At 52.1% G+C, this 18,928-nt stretch carries 14 protein-coding genes and 2 pseudogenes; 6 read left to right on the plus strand and 10 right to left on the minus strand.

Annotated elements, in window-relative coordinates; all coding sequences use genetic code 11:
* Positions 1–140: 140 nt before the first annotated feature.
* A complete protein-coding gene (locus ACQE32_RS10270) occupies positions 141–2,576 on the minus strand; it encodes a formate C-acetyltransferase/glycerol dehydratase family glycyl radical enzyme (RefSeq protein WP_427021705.1) in 2,436 nt (811 codons plus the stop codon).
* A 4-nt stretch (positions 2,577–2,580) separates the two neighbouring features.
* The gene (locus ACQE32_RS10275; RefSeq protein WP_427021706.1) at positions 2,581–3,480 is read right to left on the minus strand and encodes a glycyl-radical enzyme activating protein; all 900 of its coding nucleotides are present in this window, start codon (positions 3,478–3,480) and stop codon (positions 2,581–2,583) included.
* Between the two features lie 135 nt (positions 3,481–3,615).
* Here ACQE32_RS10275 and fsa point away from each other — a divergent pair, with 135 nt between their 5' ends.
* From fsa to ACQE32_RS10290, 3 genes are all read left to right on the plus strand, one after another.
* Entirely contained in the window at positions 3,616–4,278 is a 663-nt protein-coding gene (gene fsa, locus ACQE32_RS10280) for a fructose-6-phosphate aldolase (RefSeq protein WP_427021707.1), read from the plus strand.
* A gap of 211 nt (positions 4,279–4,489) precedes the next feature.
* Positions 4,490–5,752 (plus strand): DUF1479 domain-containing protein, encoded by a 1,263-nt coding sequence (locus tag ACQE32_RS10285; RefSeq protein ID WP_426974749.1) that lies wholly within the window; start codon positions 4,490–4,492, stop codon positions 5,750–5,752.
* A gap of 142 nt (positions 5,753–5,894) precedes the next feature.
* Positions 5,895–6,656, plus strand: a complete 762-nt coding sequence (locus ACQE32_RS10290) for a DNA-binding transcriptional regulator YciT (RefSeq protein ID WP_426974691.1) — start codon at positions 5,895–5,897, stop codon at positions 6,654–6,656.
* Between the two features lie 144 nt (positions 6,657–6,800).
* Here ACQE32_RS10290 and ACQE32_RS10295 read toward each other — a convergent pair whose 3' ends face one another.
* From ACQE32_RS10295 to ACQE32_RS10310, 4 genes are all read right to left on the minus strand, one after another.
* On the minus strand, positions 6,801–8,153 hold the full coding sequence (locus tag ACQE32_RS10295; RefSeq protein WP_427021708.1) for an esterase-like activity of phytase family protein: 1,353 nt from the start codon (positions 8,151–8,153) through the stop codon (positions 6,801–6,803).
* Between the two features lie 1,286 nt (positions 8,154–9,439).
* Complete coding sequence (locus ACQE32_RS10300; RefSeq protein WP_426974693.1) at positions 9,440–10,993, minus strand: peptide MFS transporter; 1,554 nt, start codon at positions 10,991–10,993, stop codon at positions 9,440–9,442.
* Between the two features lie 439 nt (positions 10,994–11,432).
* On the minus strand, positions 11,433–12,896 hold the full coding sequence (locus ACQE32_RS10305) for a pyridoxal phosphate-dependent decarboxylase family protein (protein ID WP_427021709.1): 1,464 nt from the start codon (positions 12,894–12,896) through the stop codon (positions 11,433–11,435).
* Positions 12,897–12,913: 17 nt separating this feature from the next.
* A complete protein-coding gene (locus ACQE32_RS10310; protein WP_250651962.1) occupies positions 12,914–14,299 on the minus strand; it encodes a diaminobutyrate--2-oxoglutarate transaminase in 1,386 nt (461 codons plus the stop codon).
* 627 nt (positions 14,300–14,926) lie between these two features.
* On the opposite strand from ACQE32_RS10310, the gene lysC reads away from it, so the two are divergent.
* Complete coding sequence (gene lysC / locus ACQE32_RS10315) at positions 14,927–16,288, plus strand: lysine-sensitive aspartokinase 3 (protein WP_427021710.1); 1,362 nt, start codon at positions 14,927–14,929, stop codon at positions 16,286–16,288.
* Positions 16,289–16,457: 169 nt separating this feature from the next.
* Here lysC and ACQE32_RS10320 read toward each other — a convergent pair.
* Positions 16,458–16,803: pseudogene (locus tag ACQE32_RS10320) on the minus strand (DUF523 domain-containing protein); the annotation flags it as partial.
* Between the two features lie 310 nt (positions 16,804–17,113).
* Between ACQE32_RS10320 and vapB the strand changes: the two are divergent.
* Both vapB and ACQE32_RS10330 read left to right on the plus strand, forming a co-directional pair.
* Positions 17,114–17,344 (plus strand): type II toxin-antitoxin system VapB family antitoxin, encoded by a 231-nt coding sequence (gene vapB, locus ACQE32_RS10325; RefSeq protein ID WP_085067815.1) that lies wholly within the window; start codon positions 17,114–17,116, stop codon positions 17,342–17,344.
* Entirely contained in the window at positions 17,341–17,757 is a 417-nt protein-coding gene (locus tag ACQE32_RS10330; RefSeq protein WP_427021711.1) for a type II toxin-antitoxin system VapC family toxin, read from the plus strand. Before vapB ends, ACQE32_RS10330 begins: the two co-directional genes overlap by 4 nt.
* 8 nt (positions 17,758–17,765) lie before the next feature.
* On the opposite strand, the pseudogene ACQE32_RS10335 reads toward ACQE32_RS10330, so the two are convergent.
* The 3 genes and pseudogenes from ACQE32_RS10335 to ACQE32_RS10345 form a co-directional block, all read right to left on the minus strand.
* Positions 17,766–17,939, minus strand: a pseudogene (locus ACQE32_RS10335) (transposase domain-containing protein); the annotation flags it as partial.
* 345 nt (positions 17,940–18,284) lie between these two features.
* Positions 18,285–18,464, minus strand: coding sequence for a hypothetical protein (locus ACQE32_RS10340; protein ID WP_426974701.1), 180 nt, complete (start codon positions 18,462–18,464; stop codon positions 18,285–18,287).
* 101 nt (positions 18,465–18,565) lie between these two features.
* Positions 18,566–18,823, minus strand: a complete 258-nt coding sequence (locus ACQE32_RS10345) for a hypothetical protein (RefSeq protein WP_427021712.1) — start codon at positions 18,821–18,823, stop codon at positions 18,566–18,568.
* Positions 18,824–18,928 lie beyond the last annotated feature (105 nt).

Consider the following 18,928-nt stretch of genomic DNA (forward strand, 5'->3'; position numbering starts at 1 on the left):
TGTTATAACATAACAATACTGAATAACAAAGCGGGGCGGAATGCACCATTTGTTACGGTTGATGATCAAAAACAGGTGAGAGCAGGGAAACCAATAAACAGAGAAATCGGCGCAGCCATCGCTCGCTGCGCCTTAGGATATTAAGACAAGGTATGTTCGGTTCGGGCGATAATATCATCCTGCGCATCCGGAGAGAGCGCGGTAAAGAAAGCCGAATAGCCTGCGACCCTGACCACTAAATCACGATATTGATCGGGATGCTTTTTCGCTTCGATCAGCGTTTCGCGGGATACGATGTTGTACTGAATATGCCAGCCTTTATGATCTTCAAAGAAGGTGCGCAGCAGCGCCATCAGCTTCTGGCGATCGTTATTGTTTTCCAGCGTCGCCGGATTCAGTTTCTGGTTAAGCAGCACGCCGCCCAGAATAGAGCCGGTTGGCAGCTTGCCGACCGAGCCGATAACGGCGGTTGGCCCCAGATGATCGGTGCCGGAAGCCGGGCTTGCACCCTCCGCCAGCGGCGTTTTCGCCTTACGGCCGTCGGGCGTGGCCATGGTCTGCGCGCCGAACGGCACATTCGCTGAAATAGACGAGGTGCCGGCATAATAGTTGCCGCCCACCGGGCCACGACCATAGCGCGGGTTATGATAATTTTTAAGTTCGTCGATATAGGTCTGATAGGCGCGCACCAGCAGCGCATCGACGCTGTCATCATCGTTGCCATATTTTGGCGCGCCGTTAATCAGGCGCTGACGCAGCTGCTCATGCGTTAAGCCGTCAAAGTCGCTGGCCAGCGCCTCCGCCAGCTGCTGCTGATCGATCATACCCTGTTCAAACACCAGTTTTTTCACCGCCGTCAGGCTGTTGCCGAGGTTAGCGATCCCCACCTGCAGGCCCGATACCCAGTCATATTTCGCCCCGCCCTGCTTGATGCTTTTGGCGCGTTCGATGCAGTCATCCACCAGCGCCGAGCAGAGAATATCGTGAGCGTTCTCTTCCAGCACGGTATCCACCACATATTCGATCTCGATCGATTTGCGGGTGTAGTAACGGATCTGGTTGTCCCAGCACGTCAGCACCTCATCAAAGCTGTTGAAATTGCCTTTTGACAAGGCTTGCTCCTGCGGCTGAAAGACTTTCCCGCTGGTGGCGTCGCGTCCACCCTCCAGCGCCGCCAGCATTACGCGTGCGAAGTTAATAAAGCTCATGCCGGTGCAGCGATAGCCCCACTTACCGCCCACTGCGGTTTCAATACAGCCGATAGCAGCATACTGATAAGCATCTTCCGCCGAGATACCTAACTTGATAAATTCCGGAATAACGATTTCATCGTTGTTAAAAGCGGGCATGCCAAAGCCGCAGCGGATCACCTGCACGCAGGCATCGAGGAAATCATCGCTGATCCCTGCGTGATAACGCACGCTCAGGTTGGGCTGGGTAGAGCGCAGGCGACCGCAGGATTCCAGAATCGCATAAGAGAGCGGATTAACCGCATCCACGCCCTGGCCATCAATCAGGTTCTGACCGCCGATGGTGACATTCTGATAGAGCGGGCTGCCCGCCGAAGCTTTTGAATGCGAGCCGGAGCGAATTTTATTGACCTCCAGCAGTTTAAGCCAGCAGCTGTGCAGCAGCTCAATTGCCTGTTCGCGGCCCAGCGTTTGCTCCAGTTCGACATCGCGCCGGTAGAATGGATAGAGATATTGATCCATCCGGCCAAACGATACCGAGTGGCCATTGGATTCAATTTGCAGGATCAGCTGAATAAAGTAGCAAAGCTGTAACGCCTGCCAGAAATTCTGCGGCGGCTGGTGGGCGATCACTTCACAGTTTTCGGCAATACGCAGCAGCTCCGCTTTACGCGCACCGCGCTTTTCCTGCGCTGCCATCTGGTTCGCCAGCTCAGCGAAGCGTTTGATATGGTCGCTAACGCTTTCCAGCACAATAGCGATCGCTTTCAGGAACTGTTCACCATGCAGATCTTCCAGCACGGTAAGATCAAGGCGGCCACGGCGTTCCGCCACCTTGTCGCGCAGACCATCCAGCCCTTTCTCCAGCAGCAGCGGGAAGTTTACCGCCAGATGCGCATCGCCGGAGGTCATGTTTCCTTCTGCTTTGATAATGCCGGTGGCAAGCAGCGCCTGCTGTTCATGGGTAAACATGCCGTAGCAGCGATCCTGCACTGTCTGCCCGCGCCACCACGGACACACCTCATGCAGCACGCGCTTGTTCTCTTCAGAGACGGAGAAACCCGCACCGGGACGATCGGCAAGATCGTCGATCTCTTTTTCGATCCAGCTTACGGTATATTCCGGGAAGATCGGCGCGGCGCGGACTTCACTCGCCTGATTCCCCACGATCATTTCATCATGCTTAATCCAGATGGTACGGTGCGCCAGATGATGCGCCAGGGCCAGTGCCCGACGCACCGGTACCGGCTTATCCATATTTTCCTGATAAATTTTGGTGTAGTGCTGCGCCCGCTCAGTGCAGACGGGCGGCTTAACAATATGGATTAAGGCTTGTTTATGGGCCTTGATACGTTCGCTCAGGGTATCGAGTTTCAGGGTAGTCATGTTCTTATCCTCTTAATGTCGCTGTCAGGCCTTTTTGTTTTGCGTATGTCTCAGCAAAAGTTAATAGCGCCGGGCAATCCAGCGGTTTATCCGGCGCCAGATAGGGCTGATGAAGCAGGGCATATTTGTTCATGCCCAGAGTGTGGTAAGGCAGAAAATGAATCTCTTTAACGCCAAGCTCATCGGCAGCGAAGTTAACAATGTCGGTAACCGCGCCCGGGTTGGCGTTAAATTCCGGGATCAGCGGTACCCGGATAGTGATATTTTTCCCTGCCGCCGCCAGACGGCGCAGGTTGTCCAGCACGCGTTTCGCCGAGCCGTCGGTCCACTGCTTAAAGGTGCGTTCATCAACATGCTTGAGATCGGCCAGGAAGAGATCGATATGCGGCAGCGAGGGTTCGACATAGCGCCAGGGCACATGCAGGCAAGTTTCTACCGCAGTGTGGATCCCCTCCTGCTGACACTGACGGAACAATGTGGCCGCCAGTTGCGGATTCATAAAGGGTTCGCCGCCAGAGAGCGTGACGCCGCCCTGACTGCGTTGGTAAAAGGCCCGATCGCGCCTGACCACGGCCATAATCTCTGCGGCATCTTTCTCTTCGCCGCATACGGTCAGCGCCAGCGTGGGACAGCAATTTCCCAGCGCGGCGATATGGTCAGGTTCGATTTTTTCACGCAGGATAATCAGGCCGTTTAAGGTCTTCTGAATCACCGCTGGCGCGGCCTGCTGACACAGATCGCACTCTGCCAGACAGAGCCGGGCATCATATAGCAGATCTTTCTGGCGGGAACGGCTCTCGGGATTCTGACACCAGCGACAGCCCAGCGAGCAGCCTTTTAAAAACACCACGGTACGAATGCCTGGACCATCATGGGTGGAATAGCGCTGGATATTAAAAATCATAAAGCCCCCTTTTACGATTGAAGATTTAATAATTTTCGAAAGAAAGTCACGTTGACTTCAGTCAATAAAAAAGCGGGCGCTGAGGATATACTCAGCGAAACTTGCTAAGCATCACGATTTATTAAGGAACCCTTTATGGAACTTTATCTCGATACCTCTGATGTCGTGGCCGTGAGACGCCTGGCGGAGATCTTCCCGCTGGCTGGCGTGACCACTAATCCCAGCATTATCGCCAGCGGTAAAAGGCCGCTTGAAGTGGTGCTGCCTGAATTCCAGCAAGCGCTGGGCGGAAAAGGTCGGCTGTTTGCGCAGGTGATGGCAAGAGACGCTGAACAGATGGTGGAGGAAGCCAGAAAACTGCGCGCCATTATCCCTGATCTGGTGGTTAAGGTTCCGGTAACGGCCCAGGGACTGGCAGCGATTAAGCTGCTAAAACAGCAAGGCATTCCAACGCTGGGCACGGCGGTTTACGGCGCGGCGCAGGGTTTGCTGGCGGCGCTGGCCGGTGCGGAATATATCGCGCCCTATGTGAACAGGATTGATGCGCAGGGCGGCAATGGCATCCAGACGGTAAAAGAGTTACAGCAGTTACTCACACTGCATGCGCCAGAAACAAAAGTGCTGGCGGCCAGCTTTAAAACGCCGCGCCAGGCGCTGGATTGTCTGCTGACGGGCTGTGAATCTATTACGCTGCCGCTGGATGTTGCAGAGCAGATGATCGCCACGCCAGCAGTAAGCGCCGCCGTAGAAAAATTTGAGCAGGACTGGTTAGCCGCATTTGGCGCGCCTGGTTTCTAAATAATTAAATAATAAAAGATTATTCGTGCGGCGGTCTCCCTTCCGTTGGTGTCGATAGCCGCATACCTTCGAATGAAAGCCAAAAAAATGCTATACAACGCTTAGCTTCACATATTTGTGTTATCAACTCTGCTATATTTGCTTTACTTTCGAATGAAAGCAAAAAACCTTCGTTCAGCCATACACCTGACCCTGAGCAGCGGAGACGATGATGAATACATCCTTTACTTCAGTAACCCTACCTGAAGATTACAAACAGAATATCGTGGCAATGAAACGCATTCTGCGTGAACAGATCGGTGATGTTGAAGCTCTCTTTCGCCAGGTGTGCGATAAAATAGAGGCAGAGCTTGCCGCAGCGCGCGCTGAAGAACAAGCTAACGGCAGCGCCTGGCCGGAAGTTAACTATACCGATCTGGCGGCAGGCAATATTAGCGAACAGCAGATTGCACATATCAAGCGCCGTGGTTGCCTGGTAGTGCGACAAACCTTCAGCCGGGATCATGCGCTGGCAATGGATCAATCGATGCTTGGCTATCTGGATGAGAACCAGTTTGATGAGGTTTATCGCGGGCCAGGCGATAATTTCTTTGGTTCGCTGGAAGCTTCGCGCCCGGAAATTTACCCTATCTACTGGTCAAAAGCGCAAATGGAAGCGCGCCAGAGTCAGCAAATGGCCACCACGCAAACGTTTCTTAACTGTCTGTGGACCTTTCAGCATGCTGACGGCGACGGGTTCAACCCGGAAGTGAACATCATTTATCCCGACCGTATTCGCCGCCGTCTGCCGGGTACTACCTCGAAAGGGCTTGGCGCGCATACCGATTCCGGCGCGCTGGAACGCTGGCTGCTGCCCGCCTATCAGAAAGTATTTAGCAAAATATTCACTAACCGCTTTGCGGAATATGATCCGTGGGATGCGGCTTATCGCCCGGAGGTTAATGAATATGACGTGGATAACACCACCAAATGCTCGGCGTTTCGTACTTTCCAGGGCTGGACGGCGCTGTCGGATATGATTGCCGGACAGGGCCTGCTGCATGTGGTACCGGTGCCGGAAGCGATGGCCTATGTATTACTGCGCCCTTTACTGGATGATGTGCCTGAAGATGAACTGTGCGGCGTTGCGCCAGGCAGAGTGCTGCCGGTATCGGAGAAGTGGCATCCTCATCTGATCGCCGGGCTGTGCAGCATCCCGACGCTGCAGGCAGGAGATTCAGTATGGTGGCACTGCGACGTGATTCATTCCGTGGCGCCGGTTGAAAACCAGCAGGGCTGGGGCAACGTAATGTATATTCCGGCCGCGCCGGCGTGCGCGAAAAACCTTGCTTATGCGCACAGCGTACGCGCCGCGCTGGAAAAAGGCGCGTCGCCGGCAGATTTTCCGCGTGAAGATTATGAGCAGACATGGCAAAACCGCTTTCAGCTAAGCGATCTTAATGCCAATGGCCGTCGCGCCCTGGGCATGGAATAGCGTCACGCTGTACTGCTGGCTTTTGATGCACCAACGACCTGAAAATTGATAACACGCTTAACGCGCAGGGGATCCAGCTCAAATGTGATCCCTCTGCGCTTTTGATATACTTCCTTCCCCGCAACAGATGGCGAGACGTTAGATGAACGCAAGGCAATTACAGATTATTCAGCTGGTTAATGAGCGAGGAAGCGTCAGCGTCAGCGAACTGTCCCGTATTACCAAAGTTTCAGAGGTTACCGTTCGTCAGGATTTAAATACGCTGGAAAAAAACAGCTATCTGAAACGCGTTCATGGCTCTGCCGTGTCGATGGAAAGCGATAGTATTGCGGCCAGGATGCAGTCGCGCTTTCCACTGAAACAAAGCCTGGCGCAATATGCCGCCTCTCAGGTTAACGCCGGTGAATCAGTATTTATTGAAGGGGGCAGCACTAATGCCCTGCTTGCCCGCTATCTTGCTAACGACGACAGCATCACCATTGTCACGGTCAGCCATTACATTGCCGGTTTATTAAAAGATTCGCGCTGTGAAGTGATTGTGCTGGGCGGCCTTTATCAGAAAAGCAGCGAATCGGTTGTCGGCCCGTTAACGCGTAGCTGTATTCATCAGGTCCATTTTCAGAAAGCCTTTATCGGTATTGATGGCTGGCATCCCGATACCGGTTTTACCGGCAAAAATATGCTACGTAGCGATATTGTGAATGCCGTCATGGCAAAAGATATTGAAACCTTCGCCTTAACCGACGCCTCTAAATTTGGCCTGATCCATCCCTATCCTCTCGCCCCGGAAAAACCCTTCCGCCATGTTATAAGCGATCCGGGTTTATCGTCTGAATATCAGCAGATGCTGGAGCGGCAATCTATCCATGTGCATTTGGTAAAAGAGCAAACCGAGGCGGTATGAGGATTGTTTTACCCCATATAATACCCGCCTTATAACTGAATAACGCTCTCTTTATATAGCCGCGCCCCGAAAGGCGCGGCGGGTTGCTTTTATTCACTTAAGCGCTGCGCGGTGTGGCAAAAAAGGCTTTTTAGACAGCGCGCGCTATAGCGCGTCTGGCAGGCTAATGACCCACAGTTCATTTTCGCTTTCTGGCTTATTCAGTGGCCGCACGGCAATTTTGGTTTTTACCACTTCACCGTCGACCAACAGATGCCCTTTGCCGTCAGCGGTGTAATCATCCATTTTATCCTTGCCGGATAGCGCGTCGGTCAGCTCAGTGCGCACGCCAAAATCATTGTCGTTTATCACCGCCAGCGTTTTGTTATCGATCAGCGCCAGGCCTTCAACTTTCTCCTGCTGCCAGCCCAACGCACGCAGATCCACCACCAGTTGTTTACTGGCGGGAACGATACCGCGTGATTTCAGCGCCGCCTCATCATCAAACTCCGGCGGCTGTTTGTCGAACGAGGTCAGATCGCTGGCTTTGCTGAGATCCACTAAATAGATGCGGTTACGCATGTTTTTTTCTTTATCTTTGCCCTGTTCAATCAGCAGTAGGCGGTGATTATCCAGCGCGACGATATCGCCTACTTTGGCATCTTTGGCTTTTTTATAAGCCTCAATATCAATGGGGTAACCGTAGCTGGCGGTTTTACCTGTCGCTGGATCGAAGCTCACTAAACGGGTAAAGCGGGCGCTGTTTTTGCTTTTGCCGTCAATATCCAGCGTGCTTTGCACCGCAGCGATAATCCGGCCATCCGGCATGCGCGTCAGCCCCTCGAACCCACGGTTGGGCTGACGCCATTTCACAATATTCGGCAGCCCACCGGCTACGCTCTGCTCGCTGGACTCCGCCTGCGGGCCATACTTCTGCAAAATTTTGCCGTCGGCGCTGATGTGAGCGATAAACGGACCATACTCATCACAAATCCAGTAGCCGCCGTTGCCATCTGAGGTAATGCCTTCCGTATCCAGCCCGCGCTTGTCGCTGCCAAGTAATTGCAACGACTCGCTCAGCGCCGCTTCGTTAGTGGCACCGATAAAACCTTCCGGCAGCGGCAGCCCGGAAATATTGCCCTGTTCGTCATGCAGAGGATGGGCATCAATGGCTTCCGCCTTATTATTGCCAACCCTGATTGTCATCAGCAGCGGCGTATAGTCCGGATTAACGAAAATTTTAGACTCGCGCTTGCCGGTTTTAGGCGCATCCGCATTGGGACCGCGATCGGTCAGGGTCGTGAACAGCAGATCGTCGCCCTCTTTACGCAGAAAATGCAGGCCAGAGCCAACCCCCACCGGCAGGCCGTCAGGAAACGCACTGGCTGACGCACCCTGATACGCTACGCGGTCGCCCTGCGGGAAGCTCACCACGTAACGTTCAATTTGCGGCTGCGCCGCGCTGGCATATAACGGAAACAGAGAGGCACACAGCAAGGCAAGAGATTTAATTTTCATCAGCTTACATCCATAATGGGAAAGAGCCTGTTATAAGAGTAATTGATGAAGGATTTATGACAACGTTGGGTTGCCAACCGCTCCAGCTTTATGCCTTTCCCTACATTGCAAAAACACTGAATAGCGCATTTTATTAAAATTCACTTGCTACCAGAAATCTAAGTTTGAATTCATTTTCAGCCCTTCGCTCGCCTGGCCGTGCATTGACCGCGAATACGTTTTTGACGATCGCTGGTCATCAGATTATCCACTTATCAAAGCGCTTATTCCTCCGCGGGCTGGCTGTTTTATATTGACGACTGCGGTGAACTGGTTTGTCGCTCGCCCTTTGATTTTGAATATGGCGGCGCGCAGGACATTATTTGTGAATATAAAAGGTCCGTCGCCCGGCGAGACTACAGTAACCGAGGCGGAAAACCACGCTCTACCATTTTGCCAGCCGGGATAACGCAGCCCGCTCCGCTCAGCACGATCAACAGCAAAGCCGCCGGACGGCTACTGGCGGCCGGAGGGATATATAACGGCAATCCTGAAGATTTCAGAAAAACCGCTGAACAACTGGGAAGCAATGCGCCTGCCGGTTATGAAAAAATGATGTCTGACCGGGCCAAAGGTTTACTGATTGCTGGCACCTCAATCGCGGCTGGCTTAACCCTGGGAAGGATAAATATCGGGACCGGGATAAGTGCGATAGAATTGGCGACAGTGGAGGCTGTGGCCGCAAAGGAGATAACAATATCGCCTGATTGCAAAGAGATAAATAAGAAGTATGCAGGTAAAAAAGGGGAGTAATGGGGGTAAGTGAGGAAGATGGCATATTATATGGATATTCAATAAAGCCTTATAATGAAGAATACCTTTTATATTTTGATAAAGATGAAGTTATTGCGACGGGAAGGCAGCTTACACAGGACAATTTCTATTAATTAACAATTAAACCCGGTTTCCTTACCGGGTGGTAATCTATTTTAACAAAACAACTTTAGTTTGGTTCTGTATAAAATAATCAAGGCCGCGCTTTCCTGCCACAGCTAACCGCAATAACGCAGCCAGGGTTATAGCGTTTAACTATGATGATTTTATAGATATTATAGCGAAGGCAAAAACCCACCTGCTAAAACCTGAACCATTGAAATAGCAAACCCACAGCAGCCAGCCAACCAGTCACTCAGTCACTCAGTCACTCAGTCACTCAGTCACTCAGCCAGGATTTTATCTGCGATGCAGAGATGACTAAAGGCCAGATAAACCGGCGCGTTAACACCGGTTTGTAGGAGTATTGCCCGTTACGCGGTGGTTACCGGTTTCTGTTGATGCTTAACCTGCGCATTTTCCAGCATACGACGCACCGGAACAATCAGTAAGAACAGCACGGCAGCACAGATCAGCAGCGCGACAGAACAACGCGCAAAGAGATTGGGCAGCATATCCAGCTGATCCGCCTTAACATGACCGCCAATCAGGCCTGCCGCCAGGTTACCCAAGGCACTGGCACAGAACCACAGCCCCATCATCTGACCACGCATTCTTTCCGGCGCGAGCAGCGTCATGGTCGCCAGACCAATCGGGCTCAGGCACAGCTCGCCAAGCGTCAACATCAGGATACTGCCCACCAGCCACAGCGGCGATACGCCTGCCCCGCCGTTATTCAGCACATCCTGCGCCGCCAGCATCATCAGGCCAAAACCGGCGGCAGCACATAAAATGCCGATAACAAATTTGGTAATGCTGCTCGGACGGATGTTTTTTTGCGCCAGCATCGGCCACGCCCAGCTGAATACCGGCGCCAGCAGAATGATAAACAGCGCATTAATCGACTGGAACCATACGGCAGGGATTTCGAAATCACCGATCATTCGGTTGGTGTAGTCATTAGCGAACAGATTGAATGAGGTCGGTTTCTGCTCGAATGCAGACCAGAAGAAAGCGGCGGAAACCAGCAGAATAAAACAGACCAACAGCCTGGCGCGCTCTTTTCGGTTCAGGCCAGCAAACATGAACAGATAGATAAAGTAGAGCACCACCGAAGCCGCAATCACATAGACCAGCATGCTGGCAACCGCTACGGGGTTAATCACAATCACGCCCATTGCGATCAGCGTCGTAATGACCGCTACGCCTGCCGCCAGAGCCAGCAGCCAGGCACCCACGCCCTGCTTTTTCGCCACCGGATTGTTCCAGGTGGAATCCAGCCCCACTTCGCTGTCATAACGTTTCATTGCCGGAACAGCGAACATGCGGAAAATAACCAACGCCACCAGCATTCCGATGCCGCCAATGCCAAAGCCCCAGTGCCAGCCGTGGGATTTGATTAACCAGCCGGAGATCAACGGCGCAATGAACGAGCCCATGTTGATGCCCATATAGAACAGCGAGAAGCCGCCGTCGCGACGCGCATCGCCTTTTTTATACAGCGTGCCCACCATCACAGAGATACAGGTTTTGAACAGGCCGGACCCCAGTACGATAAACATCAGGCCGATAAAAAACAGATTGTCACCCATCACGGCGGAGAGCGCGATTGAGAGGTGACCAAGCGCAATCAGAATTGAGCCGTACCAGACCGCTCTCTGCTGACCAAGCCAGTTATCTGCCAGCCAGCCTCCCGGCAGCGCAGCAAGGTACATACTACCGGCAAAAATACCCACGATTGCCGACGCATTTTCACGCGCCAGCCCCATTCCACCCTCGTAGACAGCAGACGCCATAAACAGGATCAGTAACGGACGAATGCCGTAAAACGAGAAACGTTCCCACATTTCAGTGAAGAACAGCGAGCCCAGCGGATAAGGATGACCGAAGAAGGTCCGGCTTTCATTTTTATGAACAGAGGAACGCATAAATTCTCCCAAAAGGTGTGTCACAGTGCCCGTACGCGCTGAATGCACGTCGACCATCTGGCTGTCAGGTCGTGTTTTAACATTTCATAAAACAGGATTTAACCGCTTAACAACGGGATGCTAGTTTTTTCTAGTGTTACCTTCAAAACTTAAAGTTGAAAAGTCGACAAGCGTCTACTTTATCAGATTTTATGTCGGTAAAAACGGGATAATCGTTGACACCATGTCAGATTAGGCTCAATGAAGCATTATTGTTTTTAAACATGGGCTTAAAGAGCGTTTAGCGATGCTGTATGTGTAGTGAGACGCGAAGGATCTATCTATAAATAAAGAACAGGGTTTGGGGAAAAGGGATGAGCGGTAAAAACAGGAGAAAATCAGGTGGATGTTTAAAGCCGACAACATCACTGTTGTCGGCTTTTTTTTATTGCTGCAGCAATCAGGCGTTCTGCAACTGCTGCCCACAGGCTATCACGCTCGCCAGCAGAACTTTCACGTCCTCCAGGCAAACGGTTGGATTGAGCAACGTCATTTTCAGGCAGGTAACACCGTCAGCTTCCGTTACGCCAACGTTGGCGCTGCCGGAGGCCAGCAACGCATCACCGATACGCTGATTCAACAACGCAACGTCTGCGGTGTTGCTGTTTTCCGCACGGAAACGGAACAGGACGCTGGCCAGTTGCGGCTGCATTACCAGCTCCAGCTGCGGTTGCTCAGCAACATACTGTGCCACCTGCTGCGCCAGCGTCACGCCATTATCGATGATTTCGGCGTACTGCTTTTTACCCAGCGCTTCCAGGCCCATCCACAATTTCAGGGCATCGAAACGACGCGTGGTTTGCAGCGACTTCGACACCAGGTTTGGCACGCCATGCTCTTCATCAAAGTCAGAGTTCAGGTACGCCGCCTGGTAACGCATTAGCTGATAATGATGCGCATCTTTCAGCAGGAACGCACCACAGCTGATGGTCTGGAAGAACTGCTTGTGGAAGTCCAGCGTGACGGAGTCTGCGAGTTCCAGGCCATTCAGGAAGTGGCGATACTTCTCAGACAGCAGCAGCGCGCCGCCCCATGCCGCATCCACATGCACCCAAATCTGCTGTTCAGCCGCCAGCGCAGCAATTTCAGCTAACGGATCGATCGCGCCTGCATCGGTAGTCCCGGCAGTTGCGACAATAGCCATCACCTGCTCGCCTCTGGCTTTCGCCTGCGCCAGCTTCTCTGCCAGATCGTTAAGATCCATACGCGAGAATTCATCGGTTTTCACCAGCGTTACGGACCGGTAACCCAGCCCCATCAGCGCCATGTTCTTCTGCACAGAGAAGTGAGCATCTTCAGAGCATAACACTTTGATTTTACTCAGATTACCGGTCAGACCGTCCAGCTGAACGGAGTGGCCCTGGCGAGCGAAAAAGGCATCGCGCGCCAGCATCAGGCCCATCAGGTTGCTTTGTGTACCGCCGCTGGTGAACACACCAGCATCGCCTGCCGGGTAACCGACCTGGTCACGCAGCCACTCGATCAGCTTCATCTCGATGATGGTCGCCGACGGGCTCTGGTCCCAGGAGTCCATGCTCTGGTTAGTGGCGTTGATCAGCACTTCCGCAGCCTGACTAATCACCAGGCTCGGGCAATGCAGATGCGCCACACACTGCGGATGGTGCACGGACAGGCTGTCTTTGAGGAAATACTCAACGGCGCGCTCAATGGCGGCCTGGTTGCCCAGGCCCTGAGAATTAAACTCTAAATTGATACGCTCACGTAATTCCCCGACGGTTTTGCCCTGGTACATTTCAGGCTGCTTGAGCCATTGCACAACCGCTTTTGTGCTCTGTTCAATCGCTTCCTGATAGGCGGCAATACTCTGCGCGGAACCAGACAGAATCGGATTTAAATCAGACATTCGTTCATTTGCTCCGATTAAACAGGCTTCACGCCAGCGCCCAGCAGCGCGGTTTCAAACTTATCGAGGAAAATCTCCAGCTCGGCATTGCTGATAAGCAGCGACGGCAGCAGACGCAGTACGCAACCGCCACGGCCGCCGCGCTCGAGGATCAGGCCCGCTTCGAAACATTTCTTCTGCAACAGCGCGCTGAGTTCGCCGTCCGCCGGGTAACAACCCATGTGATCCTGCGCTTCATGCGGTTTAACGATCTCAATACCAATCATTAAGCCCAGACCGCGTACGTGACCGATAACCGGGTAACGTTTTTGCATTTCAGCCAGTTTGCCTTTCAGCCACTCGCCCTTCTCAGCGACTTTATCGGCAATGCGCTCTTCTTTCAGGATCTTAAGCGTGGTGAGGCCGGTCGCCATCGCCAGCTGGTTGCCACGGAACGTACCGGTGTGATGACCAGGCGCCCAGGCGTCAAACTGTTTTTTAATGCCCAGCACAGCCAGCGGTAAACCGCCGCCTACCGCTTTAGACATCACGATGATGTCCGGTTCGATACCAGCATGTTCGAAGGCGAACAGCTTGCCGGTACGGGCAAAGCCCGCCTGTACTTCGTCAAGAATCAGCAGAATGCCATGTTCCTGGGTTACTTTACGGATGCGCTGCAGCCACTCGACCGGTGCCGGGTTAACGCCACCTTCGCCCTGCACGGCTTCCAGGATAACGGCAGCAGGTTTACGCACGCCGCTTTCAACGTCGTTGATCAGGTTTTCAAAGTAGTAGGTCAGCGCTTTCACACCGGCTTCGCCACCGATGCCTAACGGGCAACGGTACTGGTGCGGGTAAGGCATAAACTGTACTTCCGGCATCATGCCGTTAACCGCTTCTTTCGGCGACAGGTTACCGGTCACCGAGAGCGCGCCATGCGTCATACCGTGATAACCGCCGGAGAAGCTGATCACGCCAGAACGCCCGGTCACTTTTTTAGCCAGCTTCAGTGCCGCTTCAACGGCATCCGCGCCGGAAGGCCCGGTGAATTGCAGGCAATACTCTTTCCCCTGACCCGGCAACAAAGAGAGCAGATAAGCGGAGAACTCATCTTTTAATGGCGTGGTCAGGTCAAGCGTATGTAACGGTAAGCCGCTGGTAATGACGCTTTGGATGCTTTGAATCACATCAGGATGATTATGGCCCAGCGCCAGCGTTCCTGCGCCCGCAAGACAGTCAAGATATTGTTTATTTTCAACATCGGTTAACCATACGCCCTGCGCTTTAGCAATCGCTAACGGCAATTTACGTGGATAGCTTCTGACGTTGGATTCAAACTCAGCTTGTCTGGCTAAAAAGGTTTCATTGCTTTGCGGTAATGAATTAGCATTCAAAGAATCAATACGGACTTTATCCGTCATCATATCTCTCCTACAACCTGGGGTCGTTTTAACACCGGGTTGGATAAAGGTTTAAGGGGGGTAAAAAAAACGCGGCTAATATATGTTTTTTCAGCAGCGTTCTCAATCTTATATTTTGTGTGGGCTTTTTATATCATTTGCTTTAAAAATCAATGGGAAAGCTTATTTTTGAACGGGATTTGCTCAGTATAAATTGTAACCAGGTCTGTGTAAGCCTATTATCGGCTGCATTGTATACAACGCTATATCTTTAACATTTATGGCCTTTTATGTTGCCACAATGTTATTAACGGAAAATCCTGCCCGCAAAGCGCAAAAAAAATAGTGATACTTTCCATCCACTTACTATAAATGTTAAGGAAAATATCGATTCAGCGGATTTATTCACTTACTATGCCCGCCTTAAAAATCCTAAAACGAAAAAAAGGAAATAACTATTTAACCATTAATCCGCATCATACCCGGTAACCCGTGAGTGGCAATACAGGTTATCGACAGCAGGAGCAGAATCCTGAGTTTTAAACAGAAATGTTCGCGGGCGGACATTTCGTAAGGCGAAGAGCACTTCCCTTATGCCGAGAATGAAAATTTTCATGCCATATGATTATGGCGCCCTGATATGAGATTGTTATGACTCGCATTTATCCACACATCATCGTTGCCAAATTTGGCGGAACCAGCGTTGCTGACTTTGACGCGATGAGCCGTAGCGCTACCCTCGTCCTTGCTGATAAAAACGTTCGTCTGGTTGTATTGTCTGCTTCTGCAGGCGTCACTAATTTGTTGGTTGGCCTTGCTTCCGGTCTGGAAAGCAGCCTTCGGCTGGACAAAATTGAAACCCTGCGCGCCCTGCAATACAACATTATTTCACGCCTGAAACAGCCAGAAGCTGTTAGTCAGCAGATTGATCATCTGCTGGACAATATTAGCCGCCTGGCTGAAATAGCTGTCGATTCCCGTTCAGCCGCGCTGTGCGATGAGTTAGTTAGCCATGGGGAGCTGATGTCTTCCCTGTTGTTTGTGGAAGTATTGCGTGAACAGGGTGTGGAAACGCAATGGTTTGATGCCCGCAAAGTTATTCGCACCGATGATACGTTTGGCTGTGCGGCACCGGCGATAAACGCGATCGCAGATCTGTCAGAAAAACATTTACGCCCGCGTATTGAACAGGCGCTGGTTGTGACACAGGGCTTCATCGGCAGCGATACGGCAGAGCAAACCACTACACTCGGTCGCGGCGGCAGTGATTATACCGCTTCCCTGCTGGCAGAGGCGCTACAGGCCTCACGTGTGGATATCTGGACCGATGTCGCTGGGATCTATACTACCGATCCCCGGATCGTCGCCCAGGCGAAACGTATTGATAACATCTCGTTCTCTGAAGCCAGCGAAATGGCGACCTTTGGAGCCAAAGTGCTGCATCCGGCAACGCTGCTGCCTGCAATACGCAAAAACATTCCGGTTTTTGTTGGCGCCAGCAACGATCCATCAGCGGGCGGAACGCTGGTTTGCCGCGATGTGCCGGAGCCAGCGCGTTATCGCGCCCTGGCCGTGCGCCGCCAGCAGACGCTGTTGAAATTATCCAGCATTAATGCGCAACCCACCCACCGCTTTTTAGCTGAAATATTTGGGATTTTGTCGCGTCACGACATAGCGACCGATCTGGTGACCATCTCGGAAAAGAGTATCGCACTGATCCTCAATGCCACCAGTTCAACGTCAGGTGAGGCGGATATGCTGCCCGCTACGCTGCTTAGCGAGCTGTCGCCGCACTGCCATGTCGAAATCGAGTCCGGTTTGGCGCTCGTCTCGCTGATTGGCAACGCACTCTCTCAGGCCACTGCGGTGTGCAAAGAGGTTTTTGCTGAACTGGAAAAACACCCGGTGCGCATGATCTGCCACGGCGCGTCCAGCCATACTCTTTGTTTCCTGCTTCCGGCGGAATTCGCAGACAGCGCGGTCAAAGCGTTACACCGGGGTCTGTTAGAATAACGCTGCCCGACTCGCACAAAGCCCGATAGCACGGGCAACATAGTGGGCGCATGGGGAGAAACGGATCACCATGCGCCGCTAGTTCGATGAACTACTCTTGATTTATTAATATATCGCGGTGTGAGAAATGTTTGCCTGTGGTACTCATCAGAAACCAGGCATCATTCAGCTAAGACAACGATACAGAAAACCAACGTGATCCAACAATTCCATCATTAATGGGGATTCGGTTTTCCCTCTCTTCAATCCATGCAACAAGCTCAGCGACCTGCGTATCAGAAAACACCGCGATACCATGCTCAATGAGTAGTGATGCCGCGACTCCCATACCTGACTTACGCTGACCGCTAAAAGAGCCGTCGTAGATAAACTGACTATCACATGTTGGGCTGCCGCTAGTTAATAACGCAGCAGTACAACCAACCGCCCGCCCGTGCCGTGCAGAGCGCCAACCAGGCTGCAAGCTGATAGTGCTCAGTCACATCCCGCCCCGTATCTTCTATTATTCTGGCTCGCTTCCCTAATCAGAATGCCTCCCATCGAATCTCTTGTGATGTCAGGGTTCAATGTCCTTCTCATGACCGGCAGATCCGGTTCCGCCTTTTTTCGGATCTGACCGCAAAAAGAGAGAAGTAAGCATTACCACACATATCCATGTGCCTCACATCTGTATATGTCATGCACATACATACCCTGGGTATCTACATATGCTGGACATATACATAGGCAACGCATCTGCCTATACTAAGCATATGCGCATACCCGGTACCCTGAACATCATTCCGGATATGCACCACATATCTATCTGCTCGGGAGAGAAAGTACATGAGAACCGTATCCATTTTCAAAAATGGCAACAACCGCGCCATCCGTCTGCCCCGAGATCTGGATTTTGAGGGAGTGAGCGAGCTGGAGATCGTCCGGGAAGGGGACAGCATCATCCTGCGTCCCGTCCGGCCGACCTGGGGCTCGTTCGCGCAGCTGGAAAAGGCCGATCCGGACTTTATGGCGGAGCGTGAGGACGTTGTCAGCGACGAAGGACGTTTTGATTTATGAACAAGATGTATATGCTCGATACCTGTATCTGCTCGTTCATTATGCGTGAGCAGCCGGAAGCCGTACTGAAGCGCCTGGAGCAGGCGGTGCTGCGCAACCAGCGCATCGTGGTCTCGGCCATTACCTACGCCGAAATGCGCTTCGGCGCCACTGGCCCGAAGGCCTCGCCACGCCACATCCAGTTGGTCGATGCATTCTGCGCCCGCCTCGATGCCATCCTGCCCTGGGACCGCGCCGCAGTGGACGCCACTACGGACATCCGGGCCGCGCTGCGGCTGGCCGGTACGCCGATCGGCCCGAACGACACGGCGATTGCCGGGCATGCCATCGCCACCGGCGCCGTGCTGGTCACAAATAATGTGCGGGAGTTTGCGCGGGTGCCAGGGCTAACACTGGAAGACTGGGTTCGCTGACGTTCGTTACCGGCCACGGCCCAGACCATCATCTCCATGGGGAGACGGCGCTTTCGGATCGTCACGACGCCCGTATCGGCTAGGCACTCATCGATAAGCTCAGGTGAGAGCAAATCGGACAATGCAGCAAATTCTTTAGGAGTGAATTTAAGAACGGCATCAAGCGCCTGACTCAGTAACATAAAAAAATCCGTAATCTCAAGGAAATTACGGATTTTCACACAGCGGTAGGATCGTTCAAGTGATCCTTAACTGATATTACGCATTTAACGGGCTTTTAATTTGATTTTTTTCAGTTAATTACTACGTTGTTTTTTTAGCGCATGTATTTTTAATATCAATACTCGCTCCCAAAACAACAGCAAAGCTGTAAAAAAAACCAACCAAGTTTTGTTCTCAACACAGAACATGCTAACGGCAAATAGCACAGAAATTATTAGCGATGCGATAATATTACATCGTGCATGCGTAAATAATATCGATTTCCGCTCTATATCAATGAGTTTATCCAGCACTGGACAGGTCAATTAACTGAGACACGCTGTTGCTGCGCCGACCGCAGCGCCCGCTATTGCCCACGGCCCGCCGAATGGGGAAATCATCAAAAAACCTGCATTGAACGCACATTGCCAACTAACAGATCCCTCATAAAATCCGCCAGCAGCTCCGGAAACTTTTTTGATTTCTGTCGTAGTTAATAGTTTCATACCTATCTCCTTTATTAAACAGGAATTCCATATTCCTGTACGATACATAAGCAACACAAATCAATTTCAGTTATTTAAATGTTTACATGCGGTAAATCATCTTATTTACCAAAATAGACAAACCGCTTGCCGGTGACGTTGACGGGCAGGTCGTCGCGCGGTCGCTGCGTGACGTGTTGCCAGAATTCGCTCAGCGCCTCGCCTTTACCGTGACCGGGTTCTGCACCGGCTCGCCAGCCGATAACAGCGGATTTCGATACGTCCAGCTCCCGCGCGATCTCTTTCAGTGATATGCCCTGCCGGTTGATATCTGAAATGACGCGGAACCAGTCAGTTTTTATTGTCGCAATCACTGGCATTTCATTACCTGTAAAATTTTACGTATCCGGGGGTGTCCCAACCTGTCCCAACCTTTCCCCTGAGCGCCTTATATATATAATGGAGTTTCTGGGAAAAAGGTTGGA

Origin of the sequence: Pantoea sp. FN0302, from assembly GCF_050113775.1 — a bacterium.
Lineage (GTDB): Bacteria > Pseudomonadota > Gammaproteobacteria > Enterobacterales > Enterobacteriaceae > Mixta > Mixta alhagi.